The following is a 19,900-nucleotide window of genomic DNA, read 5'->3' on the forward strand; positions in this document are numbered from 1 at the left end:
ATGGCTCTGCGCACCCTCGATTCGCTGGGGTCGCTGGCCGGCACGCGCGTCATCGTCCGTTGTGATCTCAACGTTCCTCTCAAGGACGGGATCATCACGGACGATGGCCGCGTGCGCGCGTCGCTGCCGACCCTCAACGCACTGATCAACGCCGGCGCGCGTGTGATCGTATGCTCGCACCTGGGCCGCCCCGACGGGGCCCCCGACCCGAAGTACTCCCTCGAGCCGGTCGCGCAGCGCCTGTCCGAGCTTCTCGGCCAGCCTGTCGCGTTCGCGCGCGACACGGTGGGCGAGTCGGCTCGGGATGCCGTCGCCTCGCTCGAGAACGGTGAGGTCGCCGTCATCGAGAACCTCCGCTTCAACGCGGGGGAGACCTCGAAGGACGAGTCCGAGCGTCAGGCCTTCGCCCGTGAGCTCGCCGGTCTCGGCGACGCCCTCGTGTCGGACGGCTTCGGTGTCGTGCACCGCAAGCAGGCGAGCGTCTACGACCTCGCCCAGCTCGTGCCCTCGGCCGCCGGTCTTCTCATCCAGAAGGAACTCGAGGTCCTCGACCGTCTCACCGAGAACCCCGAGCGCCCCTACACGGTCGTTCTCGGCGGCTCGAAGGTCAGCGACAAGTTGGGCGTCATCGAACACCTGCTGCCGCGCGTGGACAAGCTCCTCGTCGGTGGCGGCATGATGTTCACTTTCCTCGTCGCCGAAGGGCACAAGGTCGGCGCGAGCCTGCTCGAGCAGGACCAGATCGACACCGTGAAGGGCTACATCGCTTCGGCGAAGGAGCGCGGCGTCGAGATCGTGCTGCCGGTGGACGCCGTCGTCGCAGCCTCGTTCTCGGCGGACGCCGACCACGTGGTCGCCGACGCGGACGCCCTCGAAGACACCGCTTTCGGTGCGTCCGGTCTCGGCCTCGACATCGGACCCCGCACGGCGGAGATCTTCGCCGAGGCCGTGCGCGGCTCGCGGACCGTCTTCTGGAACGGCCCGATGGGCGTGTTCGAGATGAAGGCGTTCGAAGCCGGCACTAAGACCATCGCCCAGGCGCTCACCGAGGTCGACGGCCTCAGCGTCGTCGGCGGCGGAGACTCCGCGGCGGCCGTGCGTCAGCTCGGCTTCGCCGACGAGGCGTTCGGTCACATCTCCACGGGTGGCGGCGCCAGCCTGGAGTTCCTCGAAGGTAAGAAGCTCCCCGGACTGGAGGTCCTCGGATGGCAGTGACCAGAACCCCCCTCATCGCCGGCAACTGGAAGATGAACCTCGACCACCTGCAGGCGGTCGCGTTCGTCCAGAAGCTGCATTGGACGCTGAAGGAAGCCAAGCACGAGAACGGCAGTGTCGAGGTCGCGGTGTTCCCGCCCTACACCGACCTGCGCACCGTGCAGACGCTGCTCGACGCCGACAAGATCGAGTTCGCCCTCGGCGGTCAGGACCTCTCGGCCCACGACTCCGGCGCGTACACCGGTGAGATCTCCGGCCAGTTCCTGGCCAAGCTCGACGCGAAGTACGTGATCATCGGGCACTCCGAGCGTCGCCAGTTCCACCACGAGACCGACGACGTCATCGCGGCGAAGACCCAGGCGGCCCTCCGCCACGGTCTCGTCCCGGTGATCTGCGTCGGTGAGACCTCGGAAGACCTCGAGAAGTTCGGCGCGAGCGCCGTTCCCGTGGGTCAGCTCGAGGTCGCTCTCGAGGGCGTGTCCTCCGACGCCGACATCGTCGTGGCGTACGAGCCGGTCTGGGCCATCGGCTCGGGTCAGGCCGCGACGCCCGATCAGGCCCAGGAGGTCTGCGCGAAGCTCCGCGCGGTCGTCGCCGACAAGCTCGGTGCGGATGCCGCAGCGCGCACCCGCGTGCTCTACGGCGGATCGGTGAAGTCGGGCAACATCGCCGGCTTCATGCGCGAGCCCGATGTCGACGGTGCCCTGGTGGGTGGCGCGAGCCTCGTCGTCGACGAGTTCGCGGCGATCATCCGCTTCCAGAAGCACGTCGGCGTCTGACGCCTTCTCCCGGGTGCCCGCGGCTCACCGCCGCGGGCATCCGTGCGTCTGAGACGCGTCCCCGTATACTTGACGCTTGTGCGGTCGACTGGCCGCTCGCGAAAGGCTTTCGACAGTGCAGATTCTCGAGTTCGTCCTGCAGGTGCTCCTGGGCATCACCAGCCTCCTGCTGACCCTGCTCATCCTGCTTCACAAGGGTCGCGGTGGCGGTCTGTCCGACATGTTCGGCGGCGGCATGAGCTCCGCCCTCGGTTCGTCGGGCCTGGCTGAACGCAACCTCAACCGATTCACGATCGTGCTGGCGCTGGTGTGGTTCGTCACCATCGTCGGTCTCGGTCTCCTCACCAAATTCGCGGAGATCTGACATGGCCACTGGCGGCAATGCCATCCGTGGCTCGCGCGTCGGCGCGGGCCCCATGGGCGAGCAGGATCACGGCTTCCACGCGGATCGCGTGGCCGTGTCGTACTGGGACGCCCTCGGCAACGAGACGGTGCGCTACTTCGCCGCCGGCATTCCCGACGATGAGATCCCCGAGACGATCGACTCCCCGCACTCCGGCCTTCCCGCCGGGCGCGACAAGGCCAACCCGCCGGCGCTCGCCAAGGCGGAGCCCTACAAGACGCACCTCGCGTACGTGAAGGAGCGCCGCTCCGACGAAGAGGCGGCCTCGCTCCTCGACGACGCGCTGCAGCAACTGCGCGACCGTCGCGGACAGTGACCCGACGCGCCTGATCTCACAGAAGGGCCGGATGCCATGGCATCCGGCCCTTCTGCTTTCTCGGCGTCCGGCGAGCAGACGCCCTCGTGCACGGCATCCGCTCAGCGGACGGGGGAATCCGTGACGATCCTGGTCCACGGTCCGTCGGGCACGTCGGCGTCGTCGACGAAGGCCCAGTCGACCGTGTCGTCGTCGCCGTCGAGCTCCGCGAAGCCGAGGCAGCCGTTCAGAGCGGGCGACACGTCGAGGCCCGCGCCGTTGTAGCGGGCGTTCGCGGGGCGCCGGTCGTCGGCGCCGAAGACGTAGGCGGCGTCTCGGTACTCGCCGGGGCCGGCGTCTTCGATCTGGCCGTAGCAGGTGCGGTCGCCCTTGCGCAGGACCACCCAGCGATTCTTCATCAGGCTCTGCGTCGGATCGTCGGCGATGGCCGCGTACTGCCCGCTGCCCGCCCACGGGACCACCTCTCCCCGGGTCGCGAAGCCCTCGTCGTCGTTGACGTCGTCGAAGGGCAGGTCGAGGTAGAACGGGTTCTCGCGCGGTGTCATGCGCGTGGGGAAGTAGTCGTCGGCCGCGGTGCGGGCCTCGGTGCGGCACGAGTCACCGTCGACGACGCCGTCGCATCCGCCGTACGACCCCAGCCAGTCGGAGTCGTAGGTCGAGATGCGCTGGCTGCCATCGGAGGCGTTCGGGTCGAAGACCTCACCTACCCAGAACGTCGTCGAGACGATGTCGGTGTGCCAGGGGTATCCCGTCTGCGGACGGTCGGGCTGCGCGGGGGCGCACGCCGTCACGCCGACGACGGCGAGCACCGCCAGGGCGACCGCCGTGGCGGGGCGGTGCCGGCGCGGCATCCGGGATCGTCGTCCCACCCCGCCGACGGCGGCGACCACCGCGGGGGTGATCGCCGCCGTCCGGCGAGGGGGTCGCGTCATCCGCTGAGGTCGCTCTCGGTCGGGTGCACGGTCTCGATCGGGCCCTGCGGGGTGCCCGGAGTGGTCTTCGCGAGCGGAGCGGTCTTCGTCAGGGCGGTCACCGGCGGAGCACTCGCGCTGTCGTACAGACCGAGGTCGTCGGTGCGCAGCGTTCCGTTGCCGAAGATGTTCAGGGCGAAGCTGATGCCGTTGTAGCCGGCGGGGATCGCCGCGGTCGTCCAGTCGGCCTCGGTCCACGCCGTCGCCGAGGCGAACCAGGGGCTCGAGGTCCAGTACGACCACGTGCCCGTCGTCGAACGCAGATAGACCGCGAACTGCGTCGGTCCGCTGGCTTGATACCACTCGCGCAGCGCGTAGGTGCGCCCCGGTGTCACCGTCGGCGAACACTGGCCGAGATCGAACTGCGGCAGGAGTTTCGCGTCGCCGTCGACGTAGTCGCTCATCGTGATCCCGCTGGCGATGTTGCCCGTGTGCGCGGGGGAGCCGGTGCTAAAGTCGGCGGTGTTGCTGCCGTAGCCCCCGCGCATCCAGCAGTCGGGGGCGCCGGTCTCCATGCTCGGGTTGACGATGCCGTTGGTCGATCCGGTCGCCGCCGGCACGGAGGGGCCGTTCACGACGGGCTTCGTGGTGCCTCCGACGACGCTGCCGATGGTCTTGACGACGGTGCCCGCCGCCTGCCGGGTCTTGAGCCACGACAGGAACTGGCTGAACACCGAGGTGGAGATCGCCAGATCGTCGCACGCGTCGTCGCAGACGTGATGGAACGTGTACTGCACCCATCCGCCGCCGTTCTTCTCGGCGTTCGTCACGCCCTGTTGCAGGTCGGCGAGCGTCCACGTCGAGTCGACCTGGTCGAGAGCGGCGAGGGCGTAGGGATCGGCGGGCGGGATGCTCTCGGCGTACCCGCAGTCGGAGCAGCCGAAGCGGCTCTTGATGTCGCCCAGCAGGCGGCCGCTGTTGTATCCGCACGCCGCGACGGCCTTCTCGACGTCGGCGTTCGCGTCGGCGAAGGGATAGGCGAAACTGCGGACGTTGAAGCCCCACGAGGTGAGGTTCTTGCGATCCTGGCAGATCTGGCGCGTGGCCTCGTCGAGGCTGACCGCGGTCAGATCGGCGTGGTTGACGGTGTGCCCGCCGATCTCCATGCCGGCGTTCTTGAGGTTCGTCAGGTCGGTGCGGGTCATGTAGGTCGACGCGCCGATGTAGCCGGAGGGGATGTAGAAGGTCGCCTTCATGCCGTTGGCCTGGAGCGCGGGCAGCGCTTTCAGCTGATCGGCGTTGCCGTCGTCGAACGTGAGGCTGACGACGGTGCGGGTGGCCGCCTCGGCGGGGGCGGGGGCGAGCGCGACGGAGCCCGCCACCGCCACCCCGAGGGTCGCGAGCACCGCGAGGGCGCGCACCCACGGTCGGCGTGGAGACGTGGGTGGGCGCCGCCGGGCGATACGGAGGTCTCGTCGGGTCATGGAGGACTGCCTTTCGTGCGGGGCGAGGTGGGGGGAGGAAAGCTCAGGACACCGTCACCGACTTGGCCAGGTTGCGGGGCTTGTCGACGTCGCGATGCAGGCGCAGGGCGAGCTCTCGGGCGAACATCTGCAGGGGCACGACGGTCTCGAGCGGCCCCCACGACGGCCCGGTGCGGGGGAGGTGGAGGGGGAGTCCGCCCACGCGGAGGATGCGTTCACCGAGCCGGATGACGCGGCCCCCGCGTGCGGTCACCTCGGCGATGTCGACCTCGAGGCGCGGGTCGCCGTCGTCGACGACGAACACCGGAGTGCCGGCATCCACCAGGGCCAACGGCCCGTGCTTGAGCTCACCCGCCGGCTGGTGCTCGGCCCAGCGGTACGACAGTTCCTTCAGCTTGAGCGCGCCCTCCGCGGCGTAGACGAGTCCGGCGCCGCGGCCGAGGAAGAGGAAGCCCGACGCCCGGGCGAACTCGGCCGCGAGGGTCGCGGCAGGGCCCCGCCACGTGTCGCGCGCCGTCGACAGCGCCTCGGGGGTCGCGGTGAGGGCACGGACGTCGGCGTCGAGCAGGGTGGCATCCGCCCGATGCGAGACGGTCAGCCCCGACAGCGCGACGCAGACACCCGTGAGCACCTGCGCGACGAAGGTCTTCGTCGCCGCGACCCCGATCTCGGGACCGGCGAGGCAGTCGATCACGGCGTCGGCGCGCCGGGCGAGGGACGACGAGGGGTTGTTGGTGAGGGCCAGCACCGTGCCGTGCTCGGCAGGAAGCCCTTGCAGGGCCCGCAGCACGTCGGCGGTCTCTCCGGACTGACTGATGGCGATCACCAGCGTGCGGGGCTCCCACACCTCGTGCGCGGCCTCGCTGGCGACGAGGGCGCGCGTGGGCAGACCGCCGACGCGCGAGAAGACGCCCGCGATCGCGCGCCCCGCGTGCAGCGAGGTGCCGCAGCCGATGATGGCGACGCGGTCGATCTCGTCGAGGGGCGGCAGGCCGAGCCCGCGCCACAGCAGTCCGTCGGTGATCGCGGGGGCGAGGGCGTCGACCACGCGCTGGGCGACCAGCGGCTGCTCGTCGATCTCGTTGCCCATGTGGTCGCGGTGACGCCCCTTGGTCGACAGCAGGGCCGTCTTCGGCACGGGCCAGAGGCCCCGCGGACGACAGCTGCCGCCCGCGCGATGCCACCGCATGCCCTCGGCCGACACCTCGACGACGTCGTCGTCTTCGAGCACGCGGAAGGCCGACACGACCGGCGTGATCGCCCCGACGTCGCTCGCGAAGTACGCGCCCTCGTCGCCCTCGGCGAACACGAGGGGAGAGCCGTGCGCGGTCGCGGCCAGAGCGCCCGTGCGGGTGTCGAGGGCGACGACGGCCCACGTTCCCTCGAGACGCGTGACCGCGTCGGCGAGCGCGTCGCCGAGGCCGACACCCGGGCGGTGGGCCTGCTCGACGAGGTGCACGATGACCTCGCTGTCGACCTCGCTGGCGAAGCGGTGCCCCGCCGCGATCAGGTGGGCCCGCAGCACGTCGGCGTTCTCGACGATGCCGTTGTGCACGATGAACAGCTGCCCGCCGCAGTCCTCGATCGGATGGGCGTTCGACTCGGTCACCCCACCGTGCGTGGCCCAGCGGGTGTGGCCGATCGCCGCGGTCGTGGCATCCGCCGCCCTCTCGCCCACTGGCTCCGCGAGCGCCGCGACGCCGTCGAGCGTGCGCAGGTGCACGCGGGTCCCGTCGGGGTGACGTGCGGCGACGCCGGCCGAGTCGTAGCCGCGATACTCGAGCCGCTCGAGAGCAGCGCGCGCCCGCGACGCGGCGGCGGACGGGCCGCGGTACGCGGTGATGCCGCACATCAGACCACGCCCCGGAACGTCCCGGCGCCGGCCAGGGGCATGGCATCCGACCCCAGCCTCTCGCGGGCGAGCAGATCGGCGGCGACGCGCATGATCGTCGAGGTGAGGGAGGTGTGCGGCTCGTAGCCCACCAGGTCGTGGGCCTTGGTGTTGTCGGGCACCCGCCGGCGCATGTCTTCGAACCCGGCGGCGTAGGCCTGCTCGTAGGGCACGAGCGCGATCTCGCTGCGACTGTCGAGGGTTTCGATGATCTCGCGCGCCAGATCGAGGATCGAGATCTCGCGCGCCCCGCCGAGGTTGTAGGCCTGCCCACGCGCCCGCGGGTCGCGCTCGATCTGCACCATCGCAGGGACGACGTCTTCGACGGCCGAGAAGCACCGCGTCTGCAGGCCGTCGCCGAACACCGTCAGCGGGTGCCCGCGCAGCGCCTGGCCCACGAGGTTGGGCAGCACCATGCCGTAGCGCCCGGTCTGGCGCGGACCGACGGTGTTGAACAGGCGCACGATCGCGACGTCGAGACCCTCCTGGTCGCAGTACGCCTTCGCGAACGCCTCGTCGATGCCCTTGGCTCCGGCATAGGTCCAGCGCGACAGCAGCGGGTCGCCGAGGATGCGGTCGGAGTCCTCGCGCAGTCGGTCGGCGGTGTTCTTGCCGTAGACCTCGCTCGTGGACACCAGAAGGACCGAGGCCTGATGCTCGATCGCGGCGGTCAGCACGTTCTCGGTGCCGTGGATGTTGATGCGCAGGCCCCGCAACGGCTGCTCGACGATGAGCTTGACGCCCACCGCAGCGGCCAGGTGGAACACGCGATCGCAGCCGCGGATGGCGGTGTCGACGGTCTTGGCGTTGAGGATCGAGCCGTGGATCATCTCGAGCCGCGGGTCGTGGGCCACCCCCGCGAGGTTGCGCGCCGACCCAGTGGACAGGTCGTCGAGCACGACGACCTCGTCGCCGCGATCGAGCAGGTGTTCGACGAGGTGGCTGCCGACGAAGCCGGCGCCGCCGGTGACGAGTGTCTTCATGTGCGATCCTCCGGATGCGGGGTAGACCGGAACGCCGCTCACAGGAGCACCCGCCCGGCGATGTCGGAGCTGCGGTAAGTGCCGTCGACGACGACCGCGTCGCCGTCGAGCCACGCCAGGTCGGCGTCGTGGTGGCGGGTGTGCACGAGCACGATGTCGGGGTGGAACGCCGCCGGATCGGGCAGCGAGTCGCGCTCGCGACCGGAATCGAGGTGGATGTGCGGGGCGTGCGTGTCGACGTACTGCACCTCGGCGCCGACGTCGATGAGGTGGTCGATGATCTCGAGGGCGGGGGACTCGCGCAGGTCGGCGACGTCGGGCTTGTAGGTGACGCCGACGACGAGCACGCGGGCGCCGAGCGTGCCCTTGCCGGCGCGACCCAGCACGTCGCGGATGCGGTCGACCACCCGGCGCGGGCGTGCGGCGATGCGCGTCATCGCCTCGGTGATGACCCCCGCGTCGACGTGCAGCGCCTTGAGCTGCCAGAGCAGGTAGTGCGGATCGCACGGGATGCAGTGCCCGCCGACCCCGGGACCGGGGTAGAACGCCATGAAGCCGTAGGGCTTGGTGCTCGCGGCCTCGATCACCTCGGTGACGGGCACGTCGAGTGCTCCGCAGATGTCGGCGAACTCGTTGGCGAGGGCGATGTTGACGGCGCGGAAGGTGTTCTCGAGCAGCTTCGTCATCTCGGCGGTGGCCAGGCTCGACACCCGGTGCACCCGCGCGGCGTAGCGGGCGAGCAGGCGCGCGCCCTCCTCCTCGCACTGCGGGGTGGCGCCGCCCACGACGCGGGGGACGACCTCTTGCGCGAAGCCGATGTTGCCGGGGTCGATGCGCTCGGCGCTGAAGGTGACGAACACGTCGCGGCCGATCTCGAACCCGCGCTCGCGCAGGGGAGCCTCGACGAGGTCGTGCGTGCAGCCGACGTAGGTGGTCGAGGTGAGCATGACGAGCTGACCGGGGCGGGCGGCGGCGACGACGGTGGCGCATGCCGCCCGCAGCGGGGCGAGGTCGGGGACCTGCTGGTGGTCGACCGGAGTCGGTACGCACACGATGATGGCGGCGGCCCGCGAGAGCTCGGCCGTGTCGCTGGTGAGGCGGAACGCCGCGGGCGTCCGTAGCGCCGTGTCGAGGCGTTCGCGGTCGGTGTCGATGAGGTCGGCGCCGCGCGCGGCGATGGTGCGCAGCCGGCGGGGCGAGACGTCGAGCGCCAGGACCCGCGAGCCGCTGGCGTGGTAGGCCAGGGCCGTCGGGAGTCCGACGTAGCCGAGCCCCACGATCGCGACGTCGAAGTCGAACGCCGGCGAGGGCGGGGTGAGCGGGGCGGTGTCGTGAGTACGCGGCTGAGACGGGGCGAGTTCGTCAGCGCGGACGTCGATCGTGGACATCTTCATCCTCCAACAGCGGGTCCGAGAGGACGGCGGGGGAAATGCGGCGCCCCCTCGGACGAATCGGGTGGTGCGTCAGCTGGCGAGGTGGTATCGGAGCTGATCCGCGGTTCACAGTGCTGCGCCGGGCACGGGCGGGTCAAGGAACCCGGGGCGATCATGCGGGGTCCCGCGGACCGCAACCGGATATGCGGGAAACCGCAACAGCGACTGCGGGCCGACGCGGTCGCAGCGGGGCCCTGCTCGCGTACGGTCGGGCTCGACACGGCATCCGCTCGCTCGTCTCGTACACGCGATCCGGATGCCGCCGCCGCCCCGCGACCCGAAACCGCGACCCGAAACCCTCGCCCCGAAGACCCGAAGAGGTGGGATGCCATGACCTCCGCTCTCGTCGTGCTCGTCGCCGTCTGCACGGTGGGCGTGTCCACGCTCGTCTGGGGCCTGGCGGCACTCTGCCGGCTCGTCGCCGAGCGTCGGCCCGCCGCGAGCCTGCTGGCGCCGTCGATGTACTACCGCCCCGCCGACGTCGCCGTGCTCATCGCCGCGCACAACGAGGAACTCGTCATCGCCGACGCCGTGCTCGCGGCCCGTCGACTGGTGCCGGAGGGGAACGTCTTCGTCGTCTCCGACGGCTCGAGCGATGCCACCGTCGCCCGCGCGCGCGACGCGGGGGCCGTGGCGTGGGACTTGCGGCCCAACCGCGGCAAGGCCGGGGCGATCCGCGCCGGACTCAAGCACTTCCGCATCGCCGAGCGCTTCGCCCTGCTGCTGCTGCTCGACGCCGACTCCCGCCCACGCCCCGACTACCTGCGCACGGCCCTGCCGCAGTTCACCGACGACGGCGTCGTGGCCGTCGCGGGGCGGGCGACGACGTCGACGGAGGCCCCTGCCACGCGCATGGGGCGCTTCCTCACCGCGTACCGCGAGCGCACCTACGTGTGCACGCAGTACCTGCACAAGTTCGGCCAAGCGGCGCAGGGGGCGGATGCCGTGGCGATCGTGCCCGGCTTCGCGAGCCTGTACCGCACGGATGTGCTCGACCGCATCGACATCGACGCGCCCGGGTTGTCGATCGAGGACTTCAACATGACCTTCGAGGTGCACGCCAAGAAGCTCGGACGCATCGCCTTCCACCCGGAGTGCGCGATCGCCGAGACCCAGGATCCCGGCGTGCTGCGCGACTATTCATCGCAGGTGCGGCGGTGGAGCCTCGGCTTCTGGCAGACGGTGCGCCGGCACGGTCCTCACCGCGGGGTCTTCTGGGCTTCGGTCGGTCTCTTCGCCCTCGAGACGGTCGTGTCGAGTCTCGTACTCGTGGCCGTGCTGCCGGTGCTGCTCGTCGCGACCGCGGCGGCGCTGGTGGGCGCGCTCGGTAGCGGGGAAGTCGCCGCCACGGCCGCCGAGGTCGCCGCCGTGCTGCCGGTGGGACCGCTGCTGCTGGGGTTCCTGCTCGTCGACCTCACGATGAGCGCCTTCGTCTGCCTGGTGTCGGGAACGCGGCCGCGCGTGGCGATGCTGCTGTACCCGCTCATGCGGGTCTGGGACGCGGCCCTGTGCCTGCGCGCGCTCACCGCGGCGCTCGGGCGACCTTCCGACGGTCGCTGGCGCAGTCCCGACCGACGCCCCGCCGCGGTCCCGGCGGCGACGGCGCGGCTCGCGCTCCGCGCAGATGCGCGATCGGCTGCACACGCGAGGTGATTCCGAGCCGTGCAGGTGCGGTGATTCCCGCATGCGGGAGCCAGCGCTCAGCCCGACGCTCCGTCCACGCGCGCGACCGCCCGTGCGTGCACGCGAGGTGACCTCGAGGGTGCAGAACCTCCCGCTCAGCCCACCGCGCCGTGCAAGTGCGCGATCAGCTGCACGCGCGAGGTGATCCCGAGCTTGCGGTAGATCCCGGTCAGGCGCAGTTCGACGGTGCGCAGCGAGATGTACAGGGCTGCGGCGATCTCGCGATTGCGCAGGCCGCGCTCCACGAGAGCGACGATGTCCTGTTCGTTCGGCGAGAGCGCGCCGGTGTCGAGCGACCCCTCGGACGCCGGGGTGAGGGCGCGGATCGCGCCCGTGGGGTCGTCGGGCAGGCAGCGCAGCCGCGCGAGACGCAGGTTCTCGCGCTCGAAGGGGGCGTCGTCGGGCCGGAAGAGGGCGGCGACCTCGGAGAACGCGGCGGCCCCCTCGTGCGCCGAGCGGCACACGGCGCGGGCGCGGGCGAGCGCGAGCTGCGTCCACCGCCGGGGAGAGGCGGCGGCGAGCCGCTCGAGGCGGTCGAGTTCGTGCAGGGCCTCGGCGCGGCGTCCGGCGAGCCACAGGGCCTCGACGAGATCGGCGGCGATGCGCATGACGGCGGGGTCGGCGTCGGGGGCCGTCGCCTGCGCGGTGCGGAGCTGGTCGACGGCATCCGCGGGTCGTCCCTCTCGGAGGGCGAGCAGTCCGTCGATGGCGCAGAACCACGGCAGCAGCGCCGTCGCGCGCTCGCGACGCGCACGCTCGCGTCCCTGGCGGACGAGCTCGGCGGTACGCGAGGGTGGAGTCTCCAGCAGCGCCGCCGCGGCGAGGATGAGCGTGCTCGCCGCGTCGGGCCGACGACCGGGCAGCCATTCGTGCTGCCAGGCCGTGACCGCCTCGCGCGCGGCGGTCGGGTCGCCGGCGCGCACCTCGGCGGTGACCAGCTGACGCAGGAGGTGCTCGCGCCACAGCGGAGCGAGCCGCGGCCGGCGGTCGAGCTGGGCGCGGATCGTCTGTCGCGCCGACGCGTAATCCTCGCGCAGCAGCTGCACGCCGGCGGTGAGGATCGCCTCGTCGGCGGGGGATTCGCCCGCCTCGATGAGGTGCACGGGGGACACCTCCGGGCAGTGGCCGCCCAACTCGCGCGTCATGTGCGCCAGCAGCGCCGTGCGGGTGGAGGCGACGCCGATCTCCACGGCGGTCGAGATGCGCTCGGCGGCCAGGTGCACCTCTCCGCGGTGCAGGTGCAGGGCCGCGCTCTCGCAGAGGAGTCTCTCGGATGCCGCGGCCTCGGCGCCGACGCCGGGTGCGACGTGCGTCAGGACGCTGTCGTCGACGACGTGGTCGACCACCGAGAGCGCGCGCAGCCGCGCCATCGCCCCGCGGGCGCGCGTGTCGGGGTCTGAACTCGCCCCGGCGCGGCGCAGGTAGTGCTGGCCCAGCTCGTCGTGCCCGCCGAACACGAGGGCCTCGCCGAGGTCGACGAGACGCCTCGAACGCAGGGCCTCGTCGATGTCACCGGCCAGCGCCCGCTCGGCGAACTCGACGGCCGCCATCGCCTCGCCCTCGTGGGCCAGCAGGACGGCTCCCGCGAGGAGGGGCTCGCGGTCGGCGTGCGGCTCGAGGAAGCTGCCGTGCCACCCGCGGATGGCGGGGTACGCCCCCGCGTGGTCGTCGGCTGCGCGCGCGTGCAGGCGCCGCCGGTCGTCGGCTCCGAGGCCGGCGTGGCGGCGCAGGCGGCGCGCCGGGTCGGCGATGCGGGCGAGCTGGCCGCGGACGACGACGAGTCCCTCCTCCACGAGGTCGTCGACGTCAGCGCCGCTCTCACGCGCTGCGCGCCGCAGACGATCGGTGCCGTACACCGGTCCGACCGCGAGCAGGTCGAGAAGCTCGCCCCACCGCGGATCCAACGCCCGGACCTCGCGCCGCTGCCGGCGGCTGGGGGCCTGATCGCGCAGGCGCAGCGGCACGTTCAGCGGCTCGTCGCCGGTCGCCTCCGCGGCGCTCAGGCGGAGTCCCGCGAGCACGCCCGGATCACCCGCCGACAGCTCGGCGACGATGCGCAGCACGGCGGGTGCCGAGGCGTCGCCGAGAGCGGAGCGGGCGAGATCCACCGATTCGTCGAACGACAGCCGACGGACGCGCGTCTGCATCATGCCCGCGAAGTCGTGGCGCTCCTCCAGGGTCCCGCTCGTGGCCAGCACGCTCACGCCCGTGCCGCGGAGGCGCCCGAACACGTACGACAGCACCGTGATGCTCGCGCTGTCCATGTCGTCGAGGTCGTCGATCACCACGACGCACGCTCCGCCGCGCACGAGGTGCAGGGTGCGGCTGACTTCCTCGGCGATGAGGTGCTCGGGCCAGTCGCGACCGCGAGCCAGCACGCCGTCGACAGCCGCCCGGCGTCCGTCGTCGAGGGCGGCGGCCACCGCGGTGAGGCCCGACAGCGGCCACATGCGCTCGTTCGGGCTGACGGTAACCAGCACGGCCCCGTGTCGAGCGGCGAGCTCACGTGCCAGGGCCGTCTTGCCCGACCCGCTCTCGCCGACGAACAGGCCCGCGGATCCACTGCCCGACCCGACCAGGTCCGACGCGACCCGTACTTCTCGCTCACGTCCAACAAATGGCATCCGAACGCTCCTCGCGCGAATCAGGATGCCCCCCACCCGAATCGTACGAGCACGGGCCGCCCACGACAAGAGACGTCAGCCGCGAGTACACCGAGCAAGAAGCAGAGACCGGATGCCATGGCATCCGGTCTCTGCAGAAGGGTCGAGGCTCAGTACTCGCGGTCGATGAGCTGCGGGGGCACCTGATCGGCGGCGACCTCGTCGACGAAGAACGCCGTGCGTCGGCGGCCCTTCGCCCCGGCGGCCGGGACGCTCTGGTAGCTCGCGCCCGCGAGGGCGAGACCGAGGGCGGCGGCCTTGTCGGCTCCCGCCACGACCATCCAGACGCGCTTCGACGAGTTGATGACCGGCCGCGTCAGCGAGACGCGGTCGCTCGGCGGCTTGGGGGAGTTGCGCACCGGCACGGTTGCGCGGTCGGTGACCGAGATCTCCGGCCGGTCGGGGAACAGCGACGCGATGTGCGCATCGGGACCCACGCCCAGGAAGCAGATGTCGAACGACGGCCAGGGGCCGGTCTCGCTGCGGTCCGAGGGGGCGAACTGCGCGAGCTCGTCGGCGTAGGCGATCGCGGCGGCATCGAGGTCGAGCCCGTCGTCGGTCGAGGCGACGACGTGGATGTTCTCGGCCGGGATGTCGAGGTGGTCGAGGAACGCCTCGCGGGCCTGCTTCTCGTTGCGGTCGTCGGAGTCGCGCGGCACGAACCGCTCGTCACCGAACCAGAAGTGCACGAGCGACCAGTCGATCTCGCCGACCCGCTCGTCCTTCGCCGCGGTGTGCAGCACGGCTCCGCCCATCGTGCCGCCGGTGAGGCAGACGTGCATGCGCTTGCCTTCGGCGACGCGCTTGACGACGCGGTTCATGAACCGCGTCGCGACGTACGATGCCAGGGCGTCGGCGTCCGCCTTGATGATGACCTGCTTGACGGCGCCGTTCTCGGTCACGATGCACTCCGCTCGCTCGCGGCGAGGAGCAGGTCGTGACCCTCGGTGATGACCCGCCCGTACAGCAGGTCGGGGTCGAGGCGGCGCAGTTCTTCGGCGAGGCACTCGCGCAGCGTGCGGCGCGGGAACGCCAGATCGTGCGTGGGCTGACCGGGCTGCGTGAGCACCGCGACACCGGACTCGGGCCGCTCGAGGAGCGTGTCGCCGCTCGGACGGGTGAGGCGCACCGACTTGATGCCGCTGGCCCACTCGTCGGCGGGCAGGTAGGCGTAGTCGACGGGCGCGTCGAGCTTCATGCCGAGCCAGGCCGCCAGCAGGGCGGTCGACGGGGAATCCGCCGCACCGCGCACCTCGATCGCGGTGACCGGCTCGAACGGCGGCTGGTCGAGGACCGCGGCCAGCTGTTCGCGCCAGCGCGTCACGCGGGTCCACGAGAAGTCGGTGTCGCCGGGCGCGTAGTGCTCGCCGAGCTGCGCGACCCACGCCGCCGGATCGGCCTGCGACGAGGCATCCGTGATGCGACGCTGCGCGATGCGACCGATCGCGGAGGTCGACGGGGTCTCGGGAGCCTCGGCGGGCCACCACGCCACGACGGGGGCGTCGGGCAGGAGGAGTCCGGTCACGAGGCTCTCGGCATTCGATCCCGCGGGGCCGTGCGCGCGCAGCACCACGACCTCGCTCGCGCCGGCGTCGCCGCCCACGCGGATCTGCGCGTCGAGACGCGGCTCCTCGTCGCTGTCGCCGAGGGAGACCGCGATCACCCGCATGGGGTGCTCGCGCGAGGCGTCGTTCGCGGCGGCGATGACCTCTTCTTCAGCGCCGTGGTGCGTGACGATGATGAGCGTCAGCACGCGACCGAGGGCGACGGCGCCGCCCTCTTCGCGCACGCTGACGAGACTCTTCGAGATCGCGCTGACGGTGGTGTCGGGCAGATCGATGATCACGGGCGCCTCCAGGTGCGGCCGTCGCGGGCGAGGAGTTCGTCGGCGGATGCCGGCCCCCACGACCCGGGCGAATACTGTTCGAGCGGACCGCCCTGAGCGGCCCAGAACTCCTCGATGGGATCGAGGATCTTCCAGCTGAGCTCGACCTCCTCGTGACGCGGGAACAGCGGCGGGTCGCCGAGCAGCACGTCGAGGATGAGGCGCTCATAGGCCTCGGGGCTCGCCTCGGTGAAGGCGTGCCCGTAGCCGAAGTCCATGGTGACGTCGCGCACCTGCGTGCCGTCGCCGGGGACCTTCGAGCCGAAGCGGATCGTGACGCCCTCGTCGGGCTGCACGCGGATGACCAGGGCGTTCTGACCGAGCTCCTGCGTCTGGCTGTGCGAGAACAGCTGCTGGGGAGCGCGCTTGAACACCACGGCGACCTCGGTCACGCGTCGTCCGAGCCGCTTTCCGCTGCGCACGTAGAACGGAACGCCCGACCAGCGGCGCGTGTTGATCTCGAGCTTGATGGCCGCGTACGTCTCGGTGACCGAGTCGGGGTTCATCCCGTCGTCTTCGAGGAAGCCGAGCACCTTCTCTCCGCCCTGCCATCCGCCGGCGTACTGCCCGCGGGCGGTGGCCTCGGCGAGGTTCTCGGGCAGGCGCACCGCCGCGAGGACCTTTTCCTTCTCGGCGCGCAGGTCGGCGGCGTTGAAGCTGATCGGCTCCTCCATCGCGGTCAACGCGAGCAGCTGCAGGAGGTGGTTCTGGATGACGTCGCGCGCCGCACCGATGCCGTCGTAGTACCCGGCGCGACCGCCCACGCCGATGTCCTCGGCCATGGTGATCTGCACGTGGTCGACGTAGTTGCGGTTCCAGATCGGCTCGTACAGCTCGTTCGCGAAGCGCAGCGCGAGGATGTTCTGCACCGTCTCTTTGCCGAGGTAGTGGTCGATGCGGAAGATCGAGTCGGCGGGGAACGCGCTCTCGACGACCTCGTTCAACTCGCGAGCGGATGCCAGGTCGTGACCGAACGGCTTCTCGATGACGACGCGTCGCCAGCCGTTGACGCCGTCGGCCTTGTCGCCCACGAGTCCCGACGCCTTCAGCTGCGTGGTGACGAGGGGGAAGGCCTTCGGCGGGATCGACAGGTAGTAGGCGTGGTTGCCCATGGTGCCGCGCTCGACGTCGAGCTTGTCGACGGTCTCGCGCAGGCGCGCGAACGCCTCGGGGTCGTCGAACTCGCCCTGCACGAAGCGGATGCCCTCGAGGAGCTCCTTCCACGTCTCCTCGCGGAACTCCGTGCGCGCGTGCTGCTTGACCGACTCGTACACGACCTTCGCGAAGTCCTGGTCCTCCCAGTCGCGGCGGGCGAAGCCCACGAGCGCGAAGCCGGGAGGGAGCAGGCCGCGGTTGGCGAGGTCGTAGACCGCCGGCATGAGCTTCTTGCGCGAGAGGTCGCCGGTGACGCCGAAGATCACGAGGGCGCTGGGCCCGGCGATCCGGTTCAGTCGGCGATCCTCGGGATCGCGGAGGGGATTGTGACCCGGTGTGATCTCTACGACCATGCTTACTGTGCCGCCTCGAAGAGTGAGAGGACTTCGACCTGCGGGTCGGTCAGCGTCAGCGTGACGACGGGACGGCCGTGGCCCTCCGCCAACACGCTCGCGTCGCCCGCGGCCTGTGCCTGGATGAGTTGTCCGAACGTGAACGGTCGCCCCGGGATCTCGAGGTCGACGTCGGTGCGTTCGATGATCTGGAGGAACACGCCGTTGGCGGGTCCGCCCTTGTGGTACTGCCCGGTGGAGTGCAGGAAGCGCGGTCCCCACCCGAAGGTCGTCGGCCGGCCGGAGTCGGCGGCGACGAGTTCGCGCAACCCCGCGAGCTGCGCGAGGTCGAGTCGGTTCACGTACGCCTGCACGCTGACGTAGCCGTCTGCGGGCACCGTGCGCCAGAGCGCGTCGAGCACGCCCGCGATGGTGCCGTCGGCGGCCAGGGCCGGGTCGGACACGCGCACCTCGACGCCGTCGACGACGAACGCCGGGGCGGTGGGGGCGGGCTGCGCGTCGAGCAGACCGCGCGTCGCCTCCTTCGCCGATTCGACGTCGGGCTGGTCGAAGGGGTCGATCCCGAGCAGGCGACCGGCGATCGCGGTGGCGTACTCCCACACGACGAACTGCGCACCGAGCGAGCCGCTCACGAGCACCTCGCCGGTGTGGCGGTCGAACAGGTGGAAGGCGTCCGCGTCGTCGACGAAGCGCACGACCTGCAGGTCGTCGGGCGTCGACTCGAGCTCGGGCGAGACCGGGAGCAGGACGACGGGCAGGATGCCGGTGCCCTGTTTGCCGGTGGACTCGGCGATCAGCTGCTCGATCCAGTCGGGCAGGCCGATCAGGTGGCTGCCGTCGGTGACGAGGCCGAGCTTGTCGCGGCGCAGCTCTCCGCCACCCGCGATGGCCGCGGCCAGCACGAGCGCCGGGTTCTCGGGGGAGTCGATCGCGACCTCGAGCAGCGTGGCGTCCGCCTCGTCGAGCAGGTCGTCGATGTCGACTCCGGCGAGGCCGGCCGGCACGAGGCCGAAGGCGGTGAGCGCGGAGTAGCGACCGCCGACCGTGGGGTCGGCGGTGAAGACGCGGTAGCCGTCGGCGCGAGCCGACTGCTCGAGCGGCGAACCGGGGTCGGTGACCACGACGATGCGCTGCACCGGGTCGATGCCGAGGTCGCGGAAGGCGGCCTCGAACGCACGCTTCGCGGAGTCGGTCTCGATGGTCGAGCCCGACTTGCTCGACACGACGAGCACGGTCTTCTCGAGCCCGCCGGACTCGGCATCGCCGTCGATCGCGGCGAGCACCTGGCCCGGAGCGGTCGAGTCGAGGATGACGAGCGGCACACCGGCCGACTGCGCGATGACCTCGGGGGCGAGCGAGGATCCGCCCATGCCCGCCAGCACGACGCGGGTCACGCCCTGCGCGACGAGCTCGTCGCGCAGGGCCGTGATCTCGGGCACGAGGGGGCGCGAGACGGTGACCGCCCGCACCCACCCCAACCGACGCGACGCCTCGTCTTCGGCGGCCGTGCCCCACAGCGTGGGGTCGGACGCCGTGATCCCCGACGCGATGAGCGAGCCGGTGAGTCCCGGCAGCTCGGCGTCGACGACCGACTTGACGTGGCCGGTGACCTTGACGGCGAAGCTCACTTCGCGGCCTGGGCGCTTCCGGCCTGCAGAGCGGTCTTGACGGTGTCCTGCAGCTCGTGCCACGAGGCGATGAACTTCTCGACACCCTCGTCTTCGAGCACCTGCGTCGCGTCGGCGACGTCGACGCCGGCCGCGGCCAGGCGGTCGAACACGTCGTGCGCGTCGGCGTAGGCACCGGTCACGGTGTCGCCCTCGATCACGCCATGGTCGAAGGTGGCCTCGAGCGTCTTCTCCGGCATCGTGTTCACGGTGCCGGGGGCGACGAGCTCGGTGACGTAGAGCGTGTCGGGCAGCGCCGGGTCTTTGACGCCGGTCGAGGCCCAGAGCGGACGCTGCACCGTGGCGCCGGCATCCAGCAACTTCTTGGCGCGGTCTTCCGAGAACTTCTTCTCGTACAGCTCGTACGCCAGGCGCGCGTTGGCGATGCCGGCCTTGCCCTTGAGCGCGGCTGCTTCGTCGGTGCCGATGGCGGCCAGACGCTTGTCGATCTCGGTGTCGACGCGCGACACGAAGAACGACGCCACCGACTGCAGGGTCGAGATGTCGTGGCCGGCGGCCTGCGCCTTCTCGACACCGGCGAGGTAGGCGTCGATGACCTCTTCGTAGCGCTCGAGGCTGAAGATGAGCGTGACGTTGACCGAGATGCCGGCGCCGACGACCTCGGTGATGGCGGGCAGGCCCGCCTTGGTCGCGGGGATCTTGATCAGCACGTTCTTGCGGTCGACGCGGGCCGAGAGGTCCTTCGCCTGCGCGACGGTGCCCTCGGTGTCGTGGGCGAGGTCGGGGGAGACCTCGATCGACACGCGACCGTCGACGCCGTTGGTTGCGTCGAAGACCGGGGTGAAGATGTCGCACGCGTCGCGCACGTCGTCGGTGGTGATCGAGAAGATCGCCTCGTCGACGCTGGCGTCGGCGGCCGCGAGCTCCTTGACCTGACCCTCGTACGCCTCGCCCTTCGAGAGGGCGCCGGCGAAGATGGTCGGGTTCGTGGTGACACCCGAGACGTTGCGCGACTGGATGAGCTCGGCGAGGTTGCCGGACTGGATGCGCTGACGCGACAGGTCGTCGAGCCAGATGCTGACGCCCTGGGCGGCGAGGTCGGCGGTGGGAGTGCTCAT

16 protein-coding genes are annotated in these 19,900 nt (G+C 71.2%); 5 read left to right on the top strand and 11 right to left on the bottom strand.

Going from position 1 to position 19,900, the window contains the following annotated elements; genetic code table 11:
• From FS769_RS10465 to FS769_RS10480, 4 genes are all read left to right on the top strand, one after another.
• Window positions 1-1,215 (top strand): phosphoglycerate kinase, encoded by a 1,215-nt coding sequence (locus tag FS769_RS10465; RefSeq protein WP_144833185.1) that lies wholly within the window; start codon window positions 1-3, stop codon window positions 1,213-1,215.
• A complete protein-coding gene (gene tpiA, locus FS769_RS10470) occupies window positions 1,206-1,994 on the top strand; it encodes a triose-phosphate isomerase (protein WP_144833186.1) in 789 nt (262 codons plus the stop codon). The genes FS769_RS10465 and tpiA overlap by 10 nt, the downstream gene beginning before the upstream one ends.
• Window positions 1,995-2,109: 115 nt before the next feature.
• Entirely contained in the window at window positions 2,110-2,358 is a 249-nt protein-coding gene (secG, locus tag FS769_RS10475; RefSeq protein WP_056232190.1) for a preprotein translocase subunit SecG, read from the top strand.
• Between the two features lies 1 nt (window position 2,359).
• Window positions 2,360-2,713: an RNA polymerase-binding protein RbpA gene (locus FS769_RS10480; RefSeq protein ID WP_144833188.1), complete on the top strand. Its 354-nt coding sequence runs from the start codon at window positions 2,360-2,362 to the stop codon at window positions 2,711-2,713.
• Between the two features lie 101 nt (window positions 2,714-2,814).
• On the opposite strand, the gene FS769_RS10485 is transcribed toward FS769_RS10480, so the two are convergent.
• From FS769_RS10485 to FS769_RS10505, 5 genes are all read right to left on the bottom strand, one after another.
• Entirely contained in the window at window positions 2,815-3,564 is a 750-nt protein-coding gene (locus FS769_RS10485) for a hypothetical protein (RefSeq protein WP_144833190.1), read from the bottom strand.
• Window positions 3,565-3,641: 77 nt separating this feature from the next.
• On the bottom strand, window positions 3,642-5,108 hold the full coding sequence (locus FS769_RS10490; RefSeq protein ID WP_144833192.1) for a polysaccharide deacetylase family protein: 1,467 nt from the start codon (window positions 5,106-5,108) through the stop codon (window positions 3,642-3,644).
• A 43-nt stretch (window positions 5,109-5,151) separates the two neighbouring features.
• Entirely contained in the window at window positions 5,152-6,960 is a 1,809-nt protein-coding gene (gene glmS, locus FS769_RS10495; RefSeq protein WP_144833194.1) for a glutamine--fructose-6-phosphate transaminase (isomerizing), read from the bottom strand.
• A complete protein-coding gene (locus FS769_RS10500; RefSeq protein ID WP_144833196.1) occupies window positions 6,960-7,982 on the bottom strand; it encodes an NAD(P)-dependent oxidoreductase in 1,023 nt (340 codons plus the stop codon). Before FS769_RS10500 ends, glmS begins: the two co-directional genes overlap by 1 nt.
• A 38-nt stretch (window positions 7,983-8,020) precedes the next feature.
• Window positions 8,021-9,370, bottom strand: coding sequence for a nucleotide sugar dehydrogenase (locus FS769_RS10505; RefSeq protein ID WP_144833198.1), 1,350 nt, complete (start codon window positions 9,368-9,370; stop codon window positions 8,021-8,023).
• A gap of 375 nt (window positions 9,371-9,745) precedes the next feature.
• On the opposite strand from FS769_RS10505, the gene FS769_RS10510 reads away from it, so the two are divergent.
• Window positions 9,746-11,068 (top strand): glycosyltransferase family 2 protein, encoded by a 1,323-nt coding sequence (locus FS769_RS10510; RefSeq protein ID WP_186325514.1) that lies wholly within the window; start codon window positions 9,746-9,748, stop codon window positions 11,066-11,068.
• A gap of 125 nt (window positions 11,069-11,193) precedes the next feature.
• On the opposite strand, the gene FS769_RS10515 is transcribed toward FS769_RS10510, so the two are convergent.
• The 6 genes from FS769_RS10515 to tal form a co-directional block, all read right to left on the bottom strand.
• Window positions 11,194-13,722 carry a LuxR family transcriptional regulator gene (locus FS769_RS10515; RefSeq protein WP_144833202.1) on the bottom strand — a complete coding sequence of 843 codons (2,529 nt, stop codon included), beginning with the start codon at window positions 13,720-13,722 and terminating at the stop codon, window positions 11,194-11,196.
• 149 nt (window positions 13,723-13,871) lie between these two features.
• Entirely contained in the window at window positions 13,872-14,663 is a 792-nt protein-coding gene (gene pgl, locus FS769_RS10520; protein ID WP_144833204.1) for a 6-phosphogluconolactonase, read from the bottom strand.
• Complete coding sequence (locus tag FS769_RS10525) at window positions 14,660-15,607, bottom strand: glucose-6-phosphate dehydrogenase assembly protein OpcA (RefSeq protein ID WP_144833206.1); 948 nt, start codon at window positions 15,605-15,607, stop codon at window positions 14,660-14,662. The genes pgl and FS769_RS10525 overlap by 4 nt, the downstream gene beginning before the upstream one ends.
• Entirely contained in the window at window positions 15,604-17,154 is a 1,551-nt protein-coding gene (gene zwf, locus FS769_RS10530) for a glucose-6-phosphate dehydrogenase (RefSeq protein ID WP_144833208.1), read from the bottom strand. The genes FS769_RS10525 and zwf overlap by 4 nt, the downstream gene beginning before the upstream one ends.
• Before the next feature lie 2 nt (window positions 17,155-17,156).
• Window positions 17,157-18,782 (bottom strand): glucose-6-phosphate isomerase, encoded by a 1,626-nt coding sequence (locus FS769_RS10535; protein ID WP_144833210.1) that lies wholly within the window; start codon window positions 18,780-18,782, stop codon window positions 17,157-17,159.
• The gene (gene tal, locus FS769_RS10540; protein ID WP_144833212.1) at window positions 18,779-19,900 is read right to left on the bottom strand and encodes a transaldolase; all 1,122 of its coding nucleotides are present in this window, start codon (window positions 19,898-19,900) and stop codon (window positions 18,779-18,781) included. The genes FS769_RS10535 and tal overlap by 4 nt, the downstream gene beginning before the upstream one ends.

It is taken from the genome of Microbacterium sp. BH-3-3-3 (genome assembly GCF_007679045.1).
GTDB lineage: Bacteria > Actinomycetota > Actinomycetes > Actinomycetales > Microbacteriaceae > Microbacterium > Microbacterium algihabitans.

Bases quoted from the DNA above. Each gene is read 5' to 3' on its own strand.
- FS769_RS10465 (WP_144833185.1), top strand. From the start codon at position 1: ATGGCTCTGCGCACCCTCGATTCGCTGGGGTCGCTGGCCGGCACGCGC.
- tpiA (WP_144833186.1), top strand. From the start codon at position 1,206: ATGGCAGTGACCAGAACCCCCCTCATCGCCGGCAACTGGAAGATGAAC.
- FS769_RS10480 (WP_144833188.1), top strand. From the start codon at position 2,360: ATGGCCACTGGCGGCAATGCCATCCGTGGCTCGCGCGTCGGCGCGGGC.
- FS769_RS10485 (WP_144833190.1), bottom strand. From the start codon at position 3,564: ATGCCGCGCCGGCACCGCCCCGCCACGGCGGTCGCCCTGGCGGTGCTC.
- FS769_RS10490 (WP_144833192.1), bottom strand. From the start codon at position 5,108: ATGACCCGACGAGACCTCCGTATCGCCCGGCGGCGCCCACCCACGTCT.
- glmS (WP_144833194.1), bottom strand. From the start codon at position 6,960: ATGTGCGGCATCACCGCGTACCGCGGCCCGTCCGCCGCCGCGTCGCGG.
- FS769_RS10500 (WP_144833196.1), bottom strand. From the start codon at position 7,982: ATGAAGACACTCGTCACCGGCGGCGCCGGCTTCGTCGGCAGCCACCTC.
- FS769_RS10505 (WP_144833198.1), bottom strand. From the start codon at position 9,370: ATGTCCACGATCGACGTCCGCGCTGACGAACTCGCCCCGTCTCAGCCG.
- FS769_RS10510 (WP_186325514.1), top strand. From the start codon at position 9,746: ATGACCTCCGCTCTCGTCGTGCTCGTCGCCGTCTGCACGGTGGGCGTG.
- FS769_RS10515 (WP_144833202.1), bottom strand. From the start codon at position 13,722: ATGCCATTTGTTGGACGTGAGCGAGAAGTACGGGTCGCGTCGGACCTG.
- zwf (WP_144833208.1), bottom strand. From the start codon at position 17,154: ATGGTCGTAGAGATCACACCGGGTCACAATCCCCTCCGCGATCCCGAG.
- tal (WP_144833212.1), bottom strand. From the start codon at position 19,900: ATGAGCACTCCCACCGCCGACCTCGCCGCCCAGGGCGTCAGCATCTGG.